The organism is Candidatus Binataceae bacterium (genome assembly GCA_035294265.1).
Lineage (GTDB): Bacteria > Desulfobacterota > Binatia > Binatales > Binataceae > DATGLK01.
Genome location: DATGLK010000063.1, coordinates 1 through 20,363 on the forward strand (window position 1 = coordinate 1; position 20,363 = coordinate 20,363).

At 61.6% G+C, this 20,363-nt stretch carries 16 protein-coding genes; 8 read left to right on the plus strand and 8 right to left on the minus strand.

The features are described 5' to 3' along the window. On the minus strand, nt 1-767 hold a 767-nt coding region (locus VKV28_10570; protein ID HLH77238.1), incomplete at its 3' end, for an amidohydrolase family protein. 41 nt (nt 768-808) lie between these two features. Then, nucleotides 809-1,816, minus strand: a complete 1,008-nt coding sequence (locus tag VKV28_10575; protein ID HLH77239.1) for an amidohydrolase family protein — start codon at nt 1,814-1,816, stop codon at nt 809-811. A 129-nt stretch (nt 1,817-1,945) separates the two neighbouring features. Between VKV28_10575 and VKV28_10580 the strand changes: the two genes are divergently transcribed. Both VKV28_10580 and VKV28_10585 read left to right on the plus strand, forming a co-directional pair. Next, a complete protein-coding gene (locus VKV28_10580) occupies nt 1,946-2,941 on the plus strand; it encodes a fumarylacetoacetate hydrolase family protein (GenBank protein ID HLH77240.1) in 996 nt (331 codons plus the stop codon). Nucleotides 2,942-2,995: 54 nt separating this feature from the next. Further along, nucleotides 2,996-3,553, plus strand: a complete 558-nt coding sequence (locus VKV28_10585) for a hypothetical protein (GenBank protein HLH77241.1) — start codon at nt 2,996-2,998, stop codon at nt 3,551-3,553. A 91-nt stretch (nt 3,554-3,644) separates the two neighbouring features. On the opposite strand, the gene VKV28_10590 is transcribed toward VKV28_10585, so the two are convergent. Beyond that, on the minus strand, nt 3,645-4,901 hold the full coding sequence (locus tag VKV28_10590) for a hypothetical protein (GenBank protein HLH77242.1): 1,257 nt from the start codon (nt 4,899-4,901) through the stop codon (nt 3,645-3,647). A gap of 492 nt (nt 4,902-5,393) precedes the next feature. On the opposite strand from VKV28_10590, the gene VKV28_10595 reads away from it, so the two are divergent. Beyond that, a complete protein-coding gene (locus VKV28_10595) occupies nt 5,394-6,467 on the plus strand; it encodes a lysylphosphatidylglycerol synthase domain-containing protein (protein ID HLH77243.1) in 1,074 nt (357 codons plus the stop codon). A 372-nt stretch (nt 6,468-6,839) separates the two neighbouring features. Further along, nucleotides 6,840-8,096 (plus strand): Rieske 2Fe-2S domain-containing protein, encoded by a 1,257-nt coding sequence (locus tag VKV28_10600; protein HLH77244.1) that lies wholly within the window; start codon nt 6,840-6,842, stop codon nt 8,094-8,096. A gap of 221 nt (nt 8,097-8,317) precedes the next feature. Here VKV28_10600 and polX read toward each other — a convergent pair whose 3' ends face one another. After that, entirely contained in the window at nt 8,318-10,021 is a 1,704-nt protein-coding gene (gene polX / locus VKV28_10605) for a DNA polymerase/3'-5' exonuclease PolX (protein ID HLH77245.1), read from the minus strand. 139 nt (nt 10,022-10,160) lie between these two features. Here polX and VKV28_10610 point away from each other — a divergent pair, with 139 nt between their 5' ends. From VKV28_10610 to VKV28_10625, 4 genes are all read left to right on the plus strand, one after another. Continuing rightward, entirely contained in the window at nt 10,161-10,541 is a 381-nt protein-coding gene (locus VKV28_10610; protein HLH77246.1) for an MAPEG family protein, read from the plus strand. Between the two features lie 192 nt (nt 10,542-10,733). Then, nucleotides 10,734-12,626, plus strand: coding sequence for a thiamine pyrophosphate-binding protein (locus VKV28_10615; protein ID HLH77247.1), 1,893 nt, complete (start codon nt 10,734-10,736; stop codon nt 12,624-12,626). 2 nt (nt 12,627-12,628) lie between these two features. After that, entirely contained in the window at nt 12,629-13,153 is a 525-nt protein-coding gene (locus VKV28_10620; GenBank protein HLH77248.1) for a hypothetical protein, read from the plus strand. 78 nt (nt 13,154-13,231) lie between these two features. After that, on the plus strand, nt 13,232-13,987 hold the full coding sequence (locus tag VKV28_10625; GenBank protein HLH77249.1) for a hypothetical protein: 756 nt from the start codon (nt 13,232-13,234) through the stop codon (nt 13,985-13,987). A gap of 40 nt (nt 13,988-14,027) precedes the next feature. Here VKV28_10625 and VKV28_10630 read toward each other — a convergent pair whose 3' ends face one another. From VKV28_10630 to metK, 4 genes are all read right to left on the minus strand, one after another. Then, on the minus strand, nt 14,028-16,220 hold the full coding sequence (locus tag VKV28_10630; protein ID HLH77250.1) for an amylo-alpha-1,6-glucosidase: 2,193 nt from the start codon (nt 16,218-16,220) through the stop codon (nt 14,028-14,030). A 25-nt stretch (nt 16,221-16,245) separates the two neighbouring features. Then, nucleotides 16,246-17,376, minus strand: a complete 1,131-nt coding sequence (locus VKV28_10635) for a glycosyltransferase family 4 protein (GenBank protein ID HLH77251.1) — start codon at nt 17,374-17,376, stop codon at nt 16,246-16,248. Nucleotides 17,377-17,631: 255 nt separating this feature from the next. Further along, nucleotides 17,632-18,918, minus strand: coding sequence for an adenosylhomocysteinase (ahcY, locus tag VKV28_10640; GenBank protein ID HLH77252.1), 1,287 nt, complete (start codon nt 18,916-18,918; stop codon nt 17,632-17,634). Between the two features lie 76 nt (nt 18,919-18,994). After that, on the minus strand, nt 18,995-20,173 hold the full coding sequence (metK, locus tag VKV28_10645) for a methionine adenosyltransferase (GenBank protein HLH77253.1): 1,179 nt from the start codon (nt 20,171-20,173) through the stop codon (nt 18,995-18,997). Nucleotides 20,174-20,363: the final 190 nt, after the last annotated feature.

Here is a 20,363-nt window from a genome sequence, read left to right on the forward strand (position 1 = left end):
TGCGCCTCGGGCCGCACGCGCCATCCATGATCGAAGCGGCCGCTGTAGAAGGGCAAAAAACCGCCGCCGTGAGCCGCCAGCAGGCGTAACCGCGGATGGCGGTCGAGCAGGCCGCTGAAGATAAGATGGCTCAGGGCCAGCGCGGTCTCCAGCGGATTGCCCAGGACATTTGAGAGATAGTAGGGCGTCAGCCGCTGTTCGATCGCGCATCCCACCGGATGGATGAAGATCAGCGCGCCCAACTCTTCGGCCGCGGCCCAGACCGGCTCGAACCGCTCCTCGGCCAGATCCACTCCGGCCACGGTGGTGGAAACGATCACGCCTTTAAGATGAAAATGCTGAATGGCGCGCTTGAGTTGCGTCGCGGCCAGATCGGGAAACTGCATCGCAAGGTTGCCCAGCCCGACGAAACGGGCGGGACGGCGCGCGCAAAAAGCGGCGATGCCGGCGTTGGTCAGCTCGATAATCTGCTCCGCCAGCGCCCGCTCGGCCCAGTAGTTGAACCCGAAGCTGGGCGTGACGCTGACGGTCTGCACATCGATACGCATCCGATCCATGTCGGCCAGCCGCGCATCCTGGTTGAAGAATTTTTCTTTGTATATCGCCTCGAACTGCTTGCGGTTGTACTCCAACGAATCGGCGCCCACCGTGCGATTACGCTCCTGCGCCTCGCGCTTCCATCCCTCCTGGCTGCTCACCAGGGCCTGCACTTCGGGCAGGATAGTGTGAGCATGCACGTCAATCGCCGGATCTTTCCGCATCGCCATCGGTCTCCGTTGCTCCGAAACAAAAATTTTCGCGGTGCGATTCAAAGTCCCAGCAGGCGCGCCGCATTTTCACCTACAATCGCCCGCTGCTGCGCCTGAGACAAGCCGCTGACGGCAGCCAAGCGTTGGCGCGGGTCATCAACGCCCATGTCGAAGGGATAATCGGTTCCCAGCACAATCTGGCCGGCTCCGGCGCGCGCAATTAGAAAGCTCAGTAGGTCGGGTTCATACACCAGTGAGTCGAACCACAGGTTGCGAAGATATGCGCTGGGCGTCCGACGGCATCCGTGAGCCTCGGGCCGGACGCGCCATCCGTGATCAAAACGGGCGGTATAAAAGGGGAAATAGCCGCCGCCGTGGGCGGCGCAAATCTTGAGACCTGGATAGTGATCCAGGGTGCCGCTGAAAATGAGATGGCCCAGCGCCAGGGTGGTTTCCAGTGGATTGCCGATAACATTAGAAAAGTAATAGCGGGTCAAGCGGGTTCCCAGTTCGCATCCGGCCGGATGGATGAAGATCAGCGCGCCAGTGGCTTGTGCTGCTTGCCAGAACGGCGCCAGCGAGGGATCACCGAGATCCATACCGTTGGCGTGGGTGGCGATGATGGCACCTCGCAGCCCCAGCTCGGCGACCGCATGCTTGAGCTGCGCCGCCGCCAGCTCCGGATGTTGCAAGGCTACAACTCCCAGCCCGACCAGCCGATCGGGTCGGCGCTGGCACAACTGGGCGATCTCCTGATTGTTGATCGCCACCAGCTTGGCTGCCAACTCGGGATCGGCCCAGTACCAGAAATTGGAGGTCGGCGCAGCGCTCACCGTCTGGATGTCGATCCCCATCGTGTCCATCGTGGCCAGGCGCGCCTCCAAACTTTCGAATTTCTCCCGGTATACGGTTTCGGTCAATTTTCGGTTGTGCTCGGCCGAGGCTGCTCCGGCGGAGCGCTGGCGCTGATCCAAATCGGCCTGCCAGCCGGGATGGCGGCGCGCCAGCATTTCGACCTCGGGCACGATCGCGTGGGCATGAATATCGATGGCGGGTGTTGAGTTCATCGGCAGACTCCTGGAAAATCGGCGATACTTGCGGACTTCAATAGTACCTTAGCTGGCTTGCCCCTAGCCCCTGCAAACGTCTAAGCTCGGCGGCGAACCCGTGACGTCATCGGCTGAGAGCATAATGCGATGAAGCTATGCACCTTTGAAGTTAGCAGCGCGCTTGGTCCGATCGAACGGATGGGAATGGTGACCAAGGCGGGGCTGATTGTCGATCTCAACAATGGCTGTGCGGCGGCAATCGAAGCCAGCGAGGAGACTAGCCGCAGCCGTGTGCTGGCCGATGCCTTGCTGCCTGCCGACCTGCGCGCCTTTATCGAGACCGGGCCGCGCGGTAACGAGGCGCTGGCGCACACGTTGCAGTATTTAGGTCCTCGGATCGATCAGCCGGGGTTATGCGGCCCGCGCGGCGAGCGACTGGTATGGCGGAGTGAGGAAGTTCGCTTGCTCGCGCCTTTACCGCGCCCGCGCACCCTGCGCGATTGTCTGGTCTTCGAGGAACATCTGCGCAACGCCCGGCTGGGCGGCACGATCCCTCCCGTGTGGTACGAGATGCCGATTTACTACAAGGGCAATCTCAACACGGTGGCTGGACCGGAATGCGAGGTGCCTTGGCCGCCCTACACCGAGCTTTTGGATTATGAACTGGAATTTGCCGCCGTCATCGGCCGGCGTGGGGTGAACCTTACTCCCGAGCAGGGTTGGGAGTATATTTTCGGCTATACTATTTTCAACGATGTTTCGGCGCGCGACATTCAGCGCCGCGAAATGGCCGGCGGACTGGGGCCAGCCAAGGGCAAGGACCTGGACGGCGGCAACATTTTCGGTCCGTGGCTAGTGACGGCCGACGAGTGGAGCCCGTCGGCGGGACACTTGATGACCGCGCGGGTCAACGGCGAGCAGTGGAGCCGCGGCAGCACCGCGGCGATGTATCATGATTTCGGCAAGATTGTTAGCCATATCAGTTGTGGCATGACAGTTTATCCCGGCGACATAATCGGCTCGGGCACCGTGGGTACCGGCTGCGGGCTGGAATTGCAGCGCTATCCCAAGCCCGGCGATGTGATTGAACTTGAAATTGAAGGGTTGGGCGTGCTGCGTAATCGCTTTGGTTCGCGTGCCTGAAAGCAGATGGGTCTTGAGATGGATTGGCGAAGATGGGTATTAATCGGCGGATTAGTGGGGTTTGCAACATTGGTTGTGCAGCCGCCGGCGCGAGCGCAATCGGCAGGCTCCCATCCTTGGTATCTGGCCGAACTCAACGCTGATGATCCCACCGCCGTGCCCTCGTTGGCGGATTACAAAGGCGAACTGACCGCGATCGCGGCCGGGATCTTTTCCAGCCGTCAAGCCTGCGAAAAGGGCAAACAACAGTTCATCGCGGAACAAGCCAAGGCATGCTCGGATCCCGCAAGCTGCAAGCAGATGGACCACACCTTCAACGCGGCGCTCCAATGCGTGCGCGACAACGATCCCCATTGGAAAGGCAATCCGCCCGCGCGGCGTTGGTTCGCATTTTTTGGCTTTGATTCCGCCGACCTGACCTGTCGCAGCCAGGCCCAGGTGATCGCGCAACGGATGGTTTCGGTAGCCAGTGCCAGCACCGACAGCGAGTGTTGGGAGAAGGCGGCTGATTTTGCCACAGGAATTCTCGGCCCGCGCGCGCAGCGCAATCCTCCCATGTCCGATTGTACCTATTGTCTGCGCGGGGACGCTCCCGTGCTCCAAGTGAAGTGAGGCCGCCCGCCGCGCGAACTCAGCGGGCAGGCTCGCTTGGCGCTGCGCATTGCCTGTCCGATGATGAGGCTTCGTGCGACGGGCGGGATGCTCAGCCGGCGAAGCCCGAGTGCGCGATGTCCCACACTCCGCTGCCCACCAATAGAATCGACAGCAGGATCAGGACCAGAGTCAACTGGTCCAGCCGCCGCGCCATTCCCAAGGCCATCAAACAGAGCAGGAAGGGAAAGATCTGGATGTAGAAGCGCGGACCGAACTGAACCGCGCCGTTGGCATAGAACATCAGAACGCCGGCGCTGCCAAACAAGCAGCATAGCCACATCATCGCTACGAGCGGGCGGCGCAATCGGGCGCGCAGGGTAAGGATGAAAGCGGGACTGGTGAAGATCAGCGCCTGACCGCGGAAGGAGGGGTGGAAGTAGGGAAAGCGGGCATCTAAATCCGGACTCAAGAAGAGCAAGGTGTAGAGGTTGGATGGAATGTTGCGCAGGGCGAAGGGGCCTGGCAGACCGGGATGGTCGCGCAGCCCCGCCGGATCGACGCGATAAAATAGCCAGGGCGCGAGGTCGCACGCAGTACCAAAGCGGGCCAGGTTGTAAGCGATATAAGCTGCGGTGGCAAAAATGAAGGCGGGCAGCAGCGCAGCCAACTCGCGCGGCTTGCGGCCGCGCAGCGCCAGGGCCACGGCGTAAAGCGGCCACACCGCTACCAGATCGTAGCGGGCTAGCGCAGCGGCGCTCGCGAACAGGCCGACCAGCCAGGGGCGGGCGCTGCCGAACAGCTCGCTGAGCGCGCATAAGGTGGGTGCCAAGCTGATCACCAGGGGCAAGCTCCAGGTCGTGCCACGGGTAGCCTCAAACCACACGATTGTGCCGGCACCGAAGAAGAGCGTAAGCCACAGCCGGCTGGCACAATCCAGCCTGAAGCGGCCGAGCAGATGCCACGCCAGAGCCACGTCCAGGGCCCCAACGAAGACTGAACACGTAACCTGATCGGTCGCTAAACCGTAAATAGCTACGACCGGCAGAAGGAGCAGGGCGGCCAGTGGTGGATGAATCACGTAGCTGTGTCCGCCGTATCTTACCGCCTCCATCCAAGCAGGGGCGTTGATCCACAAATGGCCGTGCAGAATGGCGTCTGCCAACCGCACCTGCTCGTTAAAGGGAGTTGCCGTCAGTGGGCGAGTGGCGCCGTAAAATGCCCAGAAGGTGGTGAAGAGCGCCGCCGTGACCAACCACTCGCGTCCGGTAGGACTCCGGGTGCCGCTTCCCGCTACGATACCCACTATTGCCACCAACCCCGCCAGCGGTACCGTAAAGCCTGGTCCTACGCCCGAACTACGCGTCAAAAAGACGTATACCAGTGAAATCGGTACGGCACAGGCAAAGATGGTTGATGCCAACCAAGCGGGAGATGACGGCGGGTACGAGGGGTTGGTTGGCGATCGTGACTCCGGCTGAAACGAATTTTTCTTGATCATGGGCGGCACTTAAGTCGATGCTGGATACTGGCTTGGTTCTAACTGGCTGCAAGCCCAGCATGTTAATCAAAATTATCTCTGCATATACAGACCAGCCGGCATGCGCACCATACGGCGAGAATCTTGATCACTTCTATGGTCGCAACTGGCGGGGATGGTGGGGGCCGTGGTGGTGGGCTTGGGTCGTAATTGTCTTTCTAATCATGCTTGCGCTGGGTGCTGGTAACAGGCGTCAGCGTCATACCTATTACCGGGGCTCTGGCGAATCCGTAGAGATTACGAACACCGGTTTCGCCTGGGCCTGGTTGATAGTTGTGTTTAATCTGTTGCTGATATTCTTCCGCGGCGGGCGCTGATGGTATGGCTACTGAAGGTTGGTCGGTGCTGACTCAGCGGATCAACACGCTGCGTAAGCCGCTCACCTCGATTTCAACGCGTTTTCGCTCGCTCAGCCCGACAACTCAGACCGTCGTTGAGAATGTAGTCATCTGGACGATTGCGGCCCTGGCGGTGTGGTGGGTTGCCCGCGGGCTGACTTTAGGCAAGTTCGTGGCCAGCTTTAAACATGCCAATCTTCCGTTGTTTCTTACCGCCAACTTAACTTCTTTTTTCATCTGGTGGTTGGGCGAGACTTATTTGTTCGCGCGACTGTTCAGCCTCTTTCACAAACCGTGCTCCTTTCGTGAAGTGCTGGCGCCCTCGGCCGCCCAGTACTTTCTCCAGGTGGTTAACATTCTGGTCGCAGCTGCCGCCCTGGTGCTATTCCTGAATCGGCGCAAGGGGGTGTCGTGGACAGCAGCCAGTTGGACCCTACTTTTTCAGGGTTTTATCGATGCTATCTTGCTGGCCACCGGGTTTGTGGCCGCCGGAGTGTTGAGACCGCAATCACCGATCCATCGGTTTTTGCCCTATGCGTGCGCGGCCTTGCTGTTTTTCATCGCAGTCGCCTGGTGGTGGGGACATGGTCGCCCGCGCCGCCGCGCTTGGCAATGGCTCTACGATTGGCCGGGCTTGCATGCTTTTCGTGCCGCAGGATGGCATGAGTATCTGGAACTTGGATTGATCCGCTTGGCAATTTTTTTGCCGCAAGGCTTTTTGTTTTATTTGGAGATGCGGGCCTTTCGCGCCGACGTCCCGCTCGATGCGACCTTGGCGCTCACCCCCGGATTGCTGCTTGCCGCCGGCGAGCCGATTACCCCCTCGGGGCTTGGCCCGCTGCAGGCGGTCATGGTTGATGGCTTGATGCGCTTCGCGCCGCGAGCACGACTGCTAACCGCCGGCCTTGCGATCAGCATCATGCACATCCTGTGTCGCTTGCCGCTGGGGGTGGGCGCGGCTGGCACTTTCGTGCGCCGGGTCCTCACCTCTGAAGGCCAGCCTACTCAGGCGCAACCATCGACTGGCTCCCAAGCCTCGGCTCTGGCTCATCAATAAATTGACCGACGCGTGCGCGCGCTCGCATTCCGTTCCGTCGCGCACCATGGAAACGCTGCGAAATATTTTTCTGACGACTAGGTTCTGGATCGAGGTGGTCGGATTCCTGGACAAGATATCGGCGCCGCTGCGTGATGGGCTGACAGGGGATGTGATTATTGCCGCGCTCGGCCCGCCGCCTGGCATTTGCGCGCGGCAGACTCTGTGTGATGTGTACCTAATTGTGATGTTTACCAAATTGCGCCGCCGTCACAGGCTGGGAATTATCAAACCACTGGCTCCTGGGGCCGGCGCTTGTGCGCGATAGCCCCACTGGTCTAAAGATAGTTCTATGGCCCCAAGGGCCGCGGCTCGCCGCAGGGAGACTTCACGATGCTGACGCGGGAAGAAAACGAGCTTTTGTGTCGGGTCGGTCCGGGCACCCCGATGGGGGAATTCATGCGCGAGTATTGGATACCCGCGCTGCGGGCCCAGGCAGTGACGCCCGACGGTGCTCCGGTGCGGGTCCGCTTGCTAGGCGAGAACTTCGTCGCTTTTCGCGCAACTGACGGGCGCGTGGGGTTCTTCGATGAAGGCTGCCCCCATCGATGTACATCGCTGGCCCTGGCACGCAACGAGGACAACGCTCTTACCTGCATCTTTCATGGCTGGAAAATCGACGTCTCAGGCCAGGTCGTGGAAGTGCCGTCCGAACCGCCGGAGCGGCGGGCTGAATTCGCGGCCAAGGTGCGGGTACGCCACTATCCAGTGCGCGAGGCAGGCGACGCGATTTGGGTTTATCTGGGCCGGCGCGCGCAGCCCCCGGCCTTCCTCAATTTCGAACTGAACGTGTTGCCACCCAGCCATCGCATGGCTTTTCGGGCCATACTACACAGCAACTGGTTGCAGGCGCTGGAAACCTCCATCGATTCCTCTCACCTGGGCATTATGCATTCCTCCTGGCTCAACGGACGGGCCAACTCGGGCAGCCCGTTGGCCACGGTCAATACCGGCCCGACCTTCGAGATCGTGCCTCAGCCTTACGGCTTTCGCGAGGCAGCTCTGCGCGATCTGTTCGACGGCACGGTCTACACCCGCATTCGCGAGGTTGCGGCGCCATTTTATTCTTTCATCCCGATGGACAGTAACATGCTGCACACGATGCAGTGTCCGGTGCCGATCGACGATAACTGGTGTGTGTATTGGTCCTTTCGCTACGACCCCGACAAGCCCGTGGATCCCGAGCAGGCGGTGGGCATGATGCGCGGAACTTCCGGCAACCGCGACAATGCCCATTCTGACCTGGGCGAATTCGACCAGATGTGGGGCCAGGATCGCAAAAAAATGAAAGAAGGGCATTTCACCGGGATGCGCGCCCTCCAGCATGAAGACTGGGCCGTGGCTGAATCGGTGGGTGCCATTCTCGATCGAACCCGTGAATACCTGGGCTCTTCCGACAGCACCCTGATCCGTTTCCGCCGCATGATGCTGGCGGCGGTGCGGGCCCATCAGCAGGGCGCGCCGGCGCTCGGACTGGATCGGGAGGTGGATTACAGCCGGATCCGTGCCATCACACTGCGCAATCCCAAGACTCTGGATTGGCGCCAGATTGATACGCTCAATCCGCCTCCTTCGCTCCCGCTGACGTAGCGCGGTGGGCTGCTCGCGCGATTGAGGTTCGTCGAGACTGCGCGGGCGCGCTTACTGCGTTCGCGGCTCGCTTCGCTGGGGAGCCAGACCCTTTTGTCGCACAGCAGGGTGTTGAGGAAGGGGTTTGGTTGATCAGAAGAAGGCTCGACTGCGCGATTCTCTTTGATTAAATCTTCCCGGATTTATCAACGCCCTGCTGGCCACTGGCAGTCGATGCTTTTCTACTGTCGCTGGCGCAGGCGCTCCAGCGGACGGGTATTGAGCACGTCGCCCGGTTCCAGCCATCCGCGCCGGGCCTGATTGACGCCCAACTCCAGCATTGAGAAGTCGCGCGGATGGTGGGAGTCGCTGGATATCACCAGCTTTACCCCGGCTTGCTTGGCTGCGATGCAAGCGTTGTCGGTCAGGTCCAGCCGCTCGGCTTGAGAGTTCACTTCCAGCGCGCAACCCTCCTCGCGCGCGACGCGTAGCACCTCGGCTAGGTCGAAGTCGCTCGGATCGCGACCGCTCAGCAGCCGGCCGCTGGGATGGCCGATTACGTCAACATGCGGGTTGCGAATGGCCCCGATTAAGCGGGCCGTCATCTGGGCAGCAGGCTGGTTGAGTTTGTAATGAACCGAGGCCACGACCCAGTCCAGTTCCTCCAGGGCCTCGTCGGGCAGATCCAGGTTCCCGTCCTCCATGATGTCAACTTCGATTCCGCGCAGCAGTCGGAGGCCGTTCAGGTGGCGCTGCACCCGTTCGATTTCGCGCCCCTGTTCACGCAGGCGCGCCGGATCTAGCCCGTGCGCCATCGCCAAGCGGCGCGAATGGTCAGTGACGGCGAGGTATTCCAATCCCAGCTCGCGCGCGCGCCGCGCCATCTCCTCGATCGAAGCTCGCCCATCGGTGTAGGTGGAATGGCTGTGCAGGTCGCCGCGCAGATCGCCACGTGCAATCAGGTGGGGTAGTCGCCCGGCTTGCGCGGCCTCGATTTCGCCGCGGTCCTCGCGCAATTCCGGTGCGATCCAAGGCAATCCCAGGGCAAGATAGACTTCCTCTTCGCTGGCGGCGGCGACCGGGGTGTGGCCGCGGAACAGCCCGTATTCGTTCAGCAGCAGTCCCTTGCTCTGGGCCAGACGGCGCAGATGCACGCAATGAGCCTGTGAACCGGTGAAATAGATCAGCGCCGCGCCGTAGCTGGCCGCGGGTACCACGCGCAGATCCACTTGCAATCCGCTGCTTAGAACCAGGCTGGTCTTGGTTTCGCCCTGACCCAATATCTGCTTAATCCCGGGGAAATGTACGAAACGATCCATCACGGCCAACGGTTGATCGGACAGCGCCAGTAGATCGAGATCGCCCACCGTGTCGCGCCGGCGGCGAAAACTGCCCGCGACGGTGACTTCACTCAATGTCGGCAGCGCACGCAGGTATTCCACCAGGGCCTGTGCCGTTTGGGCGGCCAGAGCATACATCAGACGCGACGGTGTCGCCGCGGCGGGCTCCTCCAGCGCCGCCGCCAGTTGTTGTTCCATCTTGGCCCCGAAGCCACGCAAGCTCCGCAGGGCGCCTGACTCGATGGCGCGCTTGAGATCGGCGACATTGCGAATCTGCAACTGCTCGCTGAGCATGCGTACTCGTTTGGGACCTAAAGCGGGTAGTCGCAGCAGGGCCACCAGGCCGGGCGAGATACGACTGCTGAGTTCGCGATGCAGTTCCAGGTCGCCGCTGGTAAGCAGCTCATGAAGTTTGGCGGCGAGATCCGCACCGATCCCGGGCAGGTGGCGCAATTGCTCGGGTGTCATCGCGGCCAGCGGTTCGGGATGGTCGCGCACGGTGCGCGCGGCGTTACGATAGGCACGCACTCGGAAGAAGTTGTCTTCGCTGACCTCCAGCATGTCCGCGATTTCATCCAGCACCTTGGCGATTTCGTGATTCTGCATCGTGCCGCTCTCTTTGTGCCAAGCTTGCAAAACCCCATCCTAGCGCAGCCCCGAGGCTTCGTGGCAACGTTTCGGCGTGTCGCTGCCCTGGCCGATGGGCGGAGAGCGCCAGCTTTGGATCTCGTCGGAGGAAACAAAAATGGCCGCAGTGGAGCTCGTTCTGACCTTGGCCTTGATCGAGTACTGGTTGATGGGCTTTCTGGCGGGGCGCGCGCGCCTAAAGTACGGTGTAGCGGCTCCGGCTACCAGCGGCCATCCAACCTTCGAGCGCTACTATCGAGTTCATCAAAACACCTTGGAACAACTGATGGTCTTCGTGCCCGCCCTGTTGATTTTCGCGCTCGGTGGCGAAATCGAAGGCGCGATCGTTCTGGGCGCGCTGTTCATTTTGGCCCGCCTGATTTATGCCGTGGGCTACATCAGGAATCCCGATTTGCGCTATTACGGCGCCGGCGCGACCAGCTTGATTAATGGAGTTCTGCTGGTTGGCGCTCTGATCGTGCTCAGTCACCGGCTATAGCCGGTCGGCTGCTCCGCAAGCTGCGGCCTCCGACTTAACCGGTAGACGATCGCCCTCAACCTTGCGAATCGTGGCCTGCTTAATCTATTAGGAAGAAGCGGCAGCTCAGCGAATGACGTCAAGTTTCCCGGGGGTGGGCCGGCCCGCAGCTTGCCCCGCAGCCTGCCGAGGTCCGGAGCCAAGGAGGAGCCGATGCGAGATTTGGTCAAGTGCTATCTGGACCAGGGCATTTCCCGTCGTGAACTGATGAAGGGATTGGGTGCCGTCGGCCTCAGTGCGATGGCCGCGCGCACCGTGGCGCGGGCCTTGGCCCCTGTCAGCGCCGAGGCCGCCGATGTCAGCGGCTCCGCTGCGGCTCAGCAGGTGAGCGGCACGGGCGGCAAGCTGCTGGTGGAGCAGTTGCGGATGGCAGGAGTCGAGTATCTGTTTTTCAATCCCTCCACCGGCGATGCGCCGATCTACGACGCCCTGGCCGACAATCCCGTGATTCAGCTCATCAAGGGGGTGCAGGAAGGGGCGGTGGTGGCGATGGCCGACGGCTACGCGCGGCTGTCGGGCAAGACCGGGGTGGTGAGCGTGGCCAATATCGGGCTGCCCAACGCCATGACCCAAATGGTCAACAGCTTCAAGGACCGCATCCCGCTGCTGGTCTGCGTGGCCGCCTTCGGACAGAAGCAGCTGGGGCGCGATGGCCCCCAGGATTACGAGCATCAGGAAGTGATGCTCGAGCCGATCACCAAATGGTATTGGTTGGCGCAAAGCGCTGCCGGCATCCCCGAGAGCACGCGGCGGGCGCTGAAATTTGCCGCTACTCCGCCCGGCGGGCCGGTCTTTCTTTCCATTCCGGACAACGAGTTGGCCGCCCAGGCCAGCGCTACCGTAATTGATCAATCGCTGTTCAACGTGGCGATGAGAATTCGGCCGGCGCGCGCCGACGTGCAGCGGGTGGCGCGGATGTTGATCGAAGCTCACAATCCGCTGCTCTCGGTGGGTGACGAAGTAACCATGTGCCGGGCCGAGCCCGAGGTGCTCGAACTGGCCCAATTGCTGGCTTTACCAGTAGCCGGGCAAGCCGAATTTGGGGTCTGGTCCAAGCCTTTTCCGACCCGTAATCCGCTCTACATCGGGCCGATGCTCAGGCAGATGACCTTTCCTGGTCGGATCGATGTACATCTCAATCTGGGTAATCCCTACGGCGAGCGCTCGATGCCAGGGACGTTCCTGGTTTCCATCCGCCGCGATCCCACCAGCTTGGCTCGGGTATCGCCGGTGGATTTGCCGTTGGTGGCCGACCTGAAGCTGGCGACGGCCGACCTGGTGGCCGCGATCAAGAGTCAGGCCACCGCCCAGCGGCTGCGCGGGATTGCCGACGCGCGCAAAGCCAGAATCGACGCCTACAGCGCCGGAATGGCGCGGCTGCGCCAGACCATCGCCCACGATCTGTGGCAGGGTTCCCCCATCAGCTTGGAGCGATTGGGAGTGGAGTTGGAAGAAGGGCTGGACAAGAACACGATTTGGGTCACTGACGCCGACTCGGGAAAGAACATGGACCCGCTAATGTCGTTCGGCGGCAATGACAAGACCTATGTCGGCACAGGCCCCAACGTGTTGGGCTGGGCGATGGCGGCTGGGCTGGGGGCCAAGCTGGCCCGTCCCGATCAGCCGGTAGTGGCGGTGGTCGGCGACGGCAGCTTTTTATTCAGTGGGCCGCAACCCTTGTGGAGTCTGGCGCGCTATCAGGCCCCGGTTCTGGTCCTGGTGCTCAACAACCGCAGCTACAACAATGAGCGCAACCGGATTTGGACCTTCAGCGGCGGCGGTCAGTTTCAACGGGGGCTGGACATGACCTGCTACAACGGCAGCCCTGACGTGGACTTCGTCAAGGCCGCCGAGGCGTTCGGGGTGGAGGGGGAAAAGATCGACCGGCCCGAGCAAATCAGGGAGGCGCTTAAACGCGGCCAACAGGTCTGCGTCGCGGGTCGCCCATACCTGTTGGAAATCGAGGTCAAGCGCGAAGGGGTGGGCGCGGCCTCGCAATGGTACCCGGCGTTTTCGATCGCGCAAAAGCGCACGCAGAAGGTGTAACCATGCGTCGAAGTCTGCTGATGGCGACATTCGCCTCATTGATTGCCGCGGCCACGCCGCTTCACGCCCAAACCGCCGAAGGACGCGCGGTTAAATTACCCCCAGGTGCGGGTGCCAACCTAGTCGGCGTCGCCTGCTCGCAATGTCATTCACTGAGCGCTATCACCCATCTGCGCCAGGGTCGCCGCGCCTGGCGCGACGAGCTTTACGTGATGATTCTGCGCGGAGCCCAGGTGCAACCGCAGGATGTTGAGCCGATGGTGACCTATTTGAGCGCTCACTTCGGTCCGGGCGTGCCTTATCCGGGCGCGCCGGGGCCGACGGTTAACCTGCCCAATGGCGCAGGCAAGGAACTAGTCCAAGGTGTGTGCGGCATCTGTCATTCCCTGGATCGTGTGACCGCGGGCAAGCGTTCCAAAGCGCAATGGCAAGCGATCGTGGCGCAGATGATTTATCTGGGCGCGCCGCTGGCTCCATCCCAGGCCAGTGAGGTCACCGAGTACCTGAGTGCCAATTTCGCTCCCTGACCCGAGCGATCGCCGGAAGCCACCGTCCTAGTACCCTCCAGCCCCGGCTTTGCTATTTTGATGGCAACGGGGAAGGGAGTGAAAAAAATTGAGGTCAGGACCATGGTACGGATCGCCGAAATAGCGCCCAACGTGTTTCAACTCTCTCTCTACGTCGCTGAGTTGCAACTTCCCTTCAACGAGTTCCTCGTCGTGGATGACGAGCCGCTGCTCTTCCATACCGGCCATCGCCGCAGCTTCGAGATGGTGCGTCAGGCGCTGGCTGCGATCGTCGATCCAGCCAGCCTGCGCTGGATTGGCTTCAGCCATTTCGAGGCTGATGAATGCGGCGCACTCAATCAATGGTTGGCGCTGGCCCCGCGCGCTCAGCCGCTGTGCGGAATACTAGCGGCGCGCACTAGTGTGGCGGACTACGCCGACCGGCCGCCACGCGCGCTGGCTGCGGGCGAGGTGATTGCCACCGGCGCTCGTCGCTTCGTCTTTCAACGTACGCCTCATGTGCCGCACGGCTGGGAGGCGGGCTTGCTGTTCGAACAAACCGGCCGACTTCTGTTCTGCTCTGATCTGCTCGGCCAGCGCGGCGACCAGGGCGCGCTGACCCATGGCAGCGTGGCCGAACAGTCGGTCCAAGCGCTAATTCAAATGCAAGCAGGCCCTATGGCGAACTCAATTCCCTATACGCCGTATACCGATACGATATTGCGCCGCTTGGCAGCGCTGCGGCCGGCCCTGATCGCGCCGATGCATGGGCCCGCCTTTGAAGGTGATGGTGAGCGGGAATTGCAGGACTATGCCCAGGGGCTGGCAGGCGCTCTAGGCAGCGCTCAAGCCTGAGTCACGAGCCAGGCGCTGGTCCGAGTTGGGATTTTGCGTCTCAGGCGCGAATTTCCACTGTGACCGCGCTAGCTTTTTGCAGTATTTCGACCGCTGCGCCGGAGCCCGAGGCCGGTCGGCGGGCCATCAAGGAGACCGCGTTGCCAGCGACCTGGATGTTGTCGATCTGCAGCCAATCAAGCCACACCGGAATCGAGGGAGAATCAAGCACCAAGCGCTGATCGTGGGAATCGATCTGCAAGCCCAGAAGCGAGCCGAAAATCGAAAATATACTGGCGGCGGCCCAGGCTTGGGGGTGGCAGGCGACCGGGTAGGGCACTGGACCCAGGGTGGGCTCACGCTGAAAGCCGCAAAAGAGTTCGGGCAAACTGCCTTGAATTTGTCCGGCCGCCTCCAGCAGGCCACTAGCGAGTTGCAGGGCTCGAGCGCGCTGATGGGATCGTGCAAGTCCCAGCACGGCGATCGCGTTGTCGTGGGGCCAAACCGAGCCGTTGTGATAGCTCATCGGATTGTAACGCCGTTCGCGGGCGCTCAAAGTTCGCAAACCCCAACCCGAAAACATATCGTCGGCCAGCAGCCGCTGCCCCACCGCTTCGGCCTGGTCCTGGTCGAGCAGGCCCAAGGCCAGGCAGTGGGCGGCGTTTGACGCCATCACGCGGCAAGGTTTTTTGTAGCCATCCAGGGCTAGGGCGACGGTGCCTTCGGCATCCAGCCAGAAGTCGCGGTTGAAATTATGCCGCAAGCGGGCGGCATCCTCTTCCAGGCGCGCACTTAGGCTATCGTCACCCAGGCGCGCGGCTACTTCGGCGATTGCCAGGTAGGCGCCATAGACGTAAGCCTGGACCTCACAGAGCGCGATCGGCGCGCGCGCCAATGTTCCGTCGGCGTGGGAGATGGAGTCGTGCGAATCTTTCCAGCCCTGGTTGGCCAAGCCACGGGGAGTCTCGCGCTGATATTCTATGTAACCGTCCCCGTCGCGGTCGCCGTAGGTCGAGATCCATCGCAGTGCTCGCTGGACGTTGGGCCATAATTCTTGTGCCAAGCCGAGGTCGGCGGTAGCCGCGACGTAACGACCAAGCAGAATTAAGAACAACGGGGTGCCATCCACGCTGCCGTAATAACGACCGAAGGGAACCTCGCCCAGGCGCGCCATTTCGCCCGCGCGTACCTCGTGCACGATTTTGCCCGGCTCTTCATCGCTGGCGGGGTTTACACGTTGCCCCTGCAGCGTAGCCAGGGTGCGTAAGGTCCCGGCCGCTAGCGCCGGACTAAAGCTGTTCATCGACAGCGCGGTCAGCAGGCTGTCACGGCCGAAGAGGGTGGCGAACCAGGGAATTCCCGCGATGATTCTCACTCCGCGGGAGCTGGGCGTGGTTAACATCGCCAAGTCTGAAAGCGAGGCCTCCAAGGTGAGGTTCATCGCCTGACTGCTGGTTCGGATGCGCGCGCTGCGCTGGATCAAGCCGCGAGTCTCGGCCTGGCGTTGAGCCAGCGCGGCATCGAAGCCTTGCCAGGGCAGGCGCGGGCTGGGCCGTACTGGCGGGCCGAAATCCAGCATCGCGCTAATCTCGGCTTCCAGCACCGCGGTTTGTTCGGGCTCCAGGCGGATGTGAAATTCGGCTTGGCGCTCGCTGATAGCGTCGGGGGCGGGGGCGAAAGCCAACCGCGTCACGCGCATCACCTCATCCAAGCCCAAGTAGCGCAGGCGAACTTCCCGCGCCGCCATCCAGGGCTCCAACCGCTGGCCACGAGCGTTGCGCGAAACCCCGCGAACCTCGAACAGGTCGGCGAAATCGGCGCCGTACAGAAAGCTCAAGGTGAGGTCGACTGCGGTACGGGAAAAATTGCGCACCGTGGTGCGATGGAACATCCGCGGGCTGAGCAGGACCCAGCCGCGCTCGATGTGGAGCGAGTCGCGCTCCAGTCGAATCACGTCACCCGCCGTACGCAAATCGGGATTGGTCAGATTGACGCGCAACTGAGCGTTGTCAGAGCTGACGTAGGAGTTGAGCAGATGAGGAAACTCGCCGCTGATGCGCAATTCGAAGCGGTTTAGGAAGCGCGTGTCGTCGTGAAAAAAGCCCATCGGCTCCAGCGGCGAACTGCTGATGTCGCCGCTGGCGTCGAAGATGCCGAAGCTATTTTGTCCCGCCAGGACGCGGGTGATACGCCGGGAAGCCAAGGAAGAGGCCAGCAGGTAGAAATCCTCGCCGACCTTGATGAACGTCTCCACGCCTGCAGTCAAACTCCAGCCCGGGCTATTTGGGCGTGGCCAGCGCGCCGGGCGCTACCCCCGATCCAAGCGCAGGCGGCCGCGCCATCTGGCCCACCATGGCTATATGATACAGGCGCTCGTAGCTGTCAGCCATCGCTTCCACAGAAAAGCGCTGCTCGAACTCGCGCCGGCATTGGGCCCGGTCCAACCGGTCCAGAGCCGCAACCGCATCGGTCAATTCCTTAAGAGTGCTGGCGATCCAGCCGGTGGTACCGTGACGGATCAATTCGGGGACCGAACCGCAAGGACGAGCAATCACCGGGGTACCGCAAGCCAGGGCTTCCGCTATCACCAGCCCGAAGGGCTCGGGCCAATTGATCGGAAACAGCAAGGCGCAGGCGCCACCCAGGAAAGCGCTTTTTTCGCTTTCGCCGATCTCGCCGATAAGCTCGATATCGGGAGGGGACAGGCGCGGTTTGATGACGGCCTCAAAGTAATCCAGAGTGCTGTTATCCACCTTGGCGGCTAGCTTGAGCGGGAGGCCGCTGAGGCGGGCAATCTCGATCGCCAGATCGGGGCGCTTTTCGGGCGCGATGCGCCCCAGGAAGGCCAGATACTTACCGGCATGAGGACTGTATTTGAGAAGCTGGCGCGGGAGACCGTGGTAGGCGGTGCCCAGCCAATTAAGATCGGGCAGCGGCCGGCGTTGAGCGTTGCTGACGGAGACCAGGGGCGCATCGCGATAACGCCGGTAAATGATGTGTGCTTCCGGCTGGTCCAGGCTGGCATGGAGCGTGGAGAGAGTCGGAGTTTTGACCAGCCCGGCGTAAGGTAGAGCCCAGAAATCGACGTGGGAGTGAATCACATCGAATTGCTCAGCACGTTCAAAGACCCAACTGAGCATCGGCAATTGGTAAAGGTGCCCAAGATGCTCCAAACGGCGTAGCCGCAGCGCCTGCTCGAAACCTGGGACCAGGCGCGCGCTGGTCAAGGAGTCACCCGATGCGCACAAGGTGACTTCATGGCCGCGCCGGACAAGCTCTTCGGTTAGGTAGGAGATCACGCGTTCAGTACCGCCGTACAGTTTGGGCGGTACGCTCTCATACAAGGGGGCGACCTGGGCGATTCGCAGTTTCTTCAGAGGCTTACCGACTAACGAAGCTTCTTCCCGCATTCCATCTCCTAAGATCAGGCCCGGCTCAGGGGCAGAATGCCGCCTCTGTCAGGGGGGAGGGCAAAAGCTTATGCCTGGGCCGCAAGCCCTCGGAGCTGGGGCCAGGACCGGATAGGGCCTGGTCTTCTCATCTCCGCGGGGGTTTGACGTTATTAAATCTTATCGGGGACGGAGCGCGGGCGCAGTAAAAAAAAGCGCGCCAGGCCGCCGATGGGCTGACCTGGCGCGGGCGTGGAGCCAGGGGGAAAAGCCTTGTCAGGTTCCGGTCTGCCAGGAACTCAGATACAGCTTTTGCTCGGCGGAGAGCGCGTCGATTCGAATCCCCATCGAAGCCAGCTTGAGGGTGGCGATCTCGTCCTCGATCCGATTGGGGACGTCATGGACCTTGACTTCCAGCGACTTGGCCAGCGCCGCCCAGCGCGCGGTCAAAGCCTGAGTGGCGAAGCTCATATCCATTACCTGGGCGGGATGGCCTTCGGCGCAGGCCAGATTGACCAGCCGACCTTCTCCCAACAAGAAGATCTTTTTGCCGTTGCTCAGATGGTAGGCGTCCACGTTGCGGGTGACGTTTTTTTCTACCTTGCGCGAGATTTTGCGCAGACCGGCCATGTCGATTTCGATATCGAAATGGCCGGCGTTGGATAAGATCGCGCCGTCCTTCATTTGATTGATGTGCTCGGGGCGGATTACTTCGCGATCCCCGGTCACGGTCACGAAAACGTCACCCACCTTAGCCGCCTCGCTCATCCGCATCACCCGGAAGCCGTCCATCGCTGCTTCCAGGGCGCGCACCGGGTCAACCTCGGTGACTACTACCTGGGCCCCCAGGCCGTGCGCGCGCGAGGCCACGCCGCGTCCGCACCAGCCGTAGCCGCAGACCACGACCGTGGAACCGGCGACCAGGATGCCCGAGGCGCGCATGATTCCTTCCATGGTTGATTGTCCGGTGCCGTAGCGGTTGTCGAACAGATGCTTGGTCTTGGCGTCATTGACCGCAACTACCGGAATCTTCAGCGCTTGATCCTTTTCCATCGCGCGCAGCCGGATCACGCCAGTGGTGGTCTCCTCCATGCTAGCCAGCACCTGGCTGGCCTGGGCCACGTACTCGGTGTGCAGCAGCGTCACCAGGTCGGCGCCGTCGTCCATCGTGATGCGGGGTTGAGCCTCCAGCACCGAACGCAGATGGCTGTAGTACACATCGCGCGGCTCGCCATGAATCGCATATAGTGCCATGCCGTCGTTGGCGACCAGCGAGGCTGCGACGTCATCCTGGGTCGACAAGGGGTTGGAGGCGCAGATGAACAACTCGCCACCGCCGGCCTTGAGGGTGCGCACCAAGACCGCGGTCTCGGCCGTGATATGCAGGCAAATGCCCATGCGCAGGCCGCGCAGGGGCCGTTCCTTGGCGAAGCGCTCTCGCACTTGGCGTAAGACCGGCATCTGCTGCTCAGCCCACAGAATGCGGCGGCGTCCTTCGTCGGCCAGTTTGAGATCTGCCACGTCGAACTGTTTGGCGGGACGCTTGCTCTTGAGTGTCGCCATTGCTTTGCGACGACTGATCGTGGATGCCACTTTCAATAATTTCTCCAGCTTAGGGAATTGGGACGATGGGGGCGGGTTAACGAACGCCGAAGGCGCTCTTGAGCGCCGCGGTCATGTCAGTTTGCTCCCACGGGAACAAGCCGGCCTCCGGTTTGCGGCCGAAATGGCCATAGGCCGCGGTGGCGCGGTAGATGGGCCGGCGCAGATCCAGCTTCTTAATGATCCCGGCTGGCCGCAGATCGAACAGCTCGCGCAGCGTGCTGGACAATTTGGCGTCAGGGACCACCCCGGTGTCGAAGGTGTCGATCAGGACCGATACCGGCTCGGCCACGCCAATAGCGTAGGCGACCTGAATTTCGCACTTGCGAGCCAGCCCCGCCGCGACCACATTCTTGGCCACATAGCGGGCCATATAACAGGCTGAGCGGTCGACCTTGGTCGGATCCTTGCCTGAGAAAGCGCCACCGCCATGACGGCCATAGCCACCGTAGGTATCGACGATAATCTTGCGCCCGGTCAGTCCGCAGTCGCCCTGCGGACCGCCGACCACGAAGCGGCCGGTGGGATTGACGTAAAACTTGGTCGAGCGATCCAGATATTCAGCCGGCACGACCTTCTTGATTAGCTCCTCGACGATAGTCTGCTGGAGGGTTTCATGGCTGACGCTGGGGCTGTGCTGGGTGGAAATCACGACGGTCTCGATTCCCACCGGCCGACCGTCAACGTAGCGCACGGTCACCTGGCTCTTGGCGTCGGGGCGCAGAAAGTCGAATTTGTTGGCCTTGCGCAAGCGGGTCAGCTCTTCCATCAGGCGATGGGCCATCGAGATGGGCAGCGGCATCAGCTCCGGCGTCTCGTCGCAGGCAAAGCCAAACATCAGGCCCTGATCGCCGGCGCCCTGTTCCTTGAACAGCCCCTCGCCCTCGGTTACGCCCTGGGAGATATCGGGCGACTGGCGTTCGATGGCGGTCAGCACCGCACAGGTATTGGCGTCGAAGCCGATACTAGAGTCGGTGTAGCCGATATCACGCACGGTCTGGCGCACCACGTCGGCGTATTCCAGCCGCGCGCGGGTGGTGATCTCGCCCGCCAATACTATCATCCCAGTTTTAGCCAAGCTTTCCAGGGCAACCCGCGAATGGGGGTCCTGCTCGATCAAGGCATCCAACACGGCGTCGGAGATCTGATCGCACATCTTGTCGGGATGGCCTTCGGAAACGGATTCGGACGTGAATAGAAAATCTTTGAGTGCCATAGTTCTCCTGCGCGGGGTGTGCCTTACAGTTGCTCTGCAGGAACGCTTACCGCGTGGCGGCTGAGGGGACGGAAGTGACGCGTGTCTTGTGACAGACACGGCTGAAGGGAACGCTTTCGAATCAAATAAAAACCCGATCTGCTCAACGGTCTAGTCGTCTACGCTATAATTGAACGTGACCGCGCGGTCA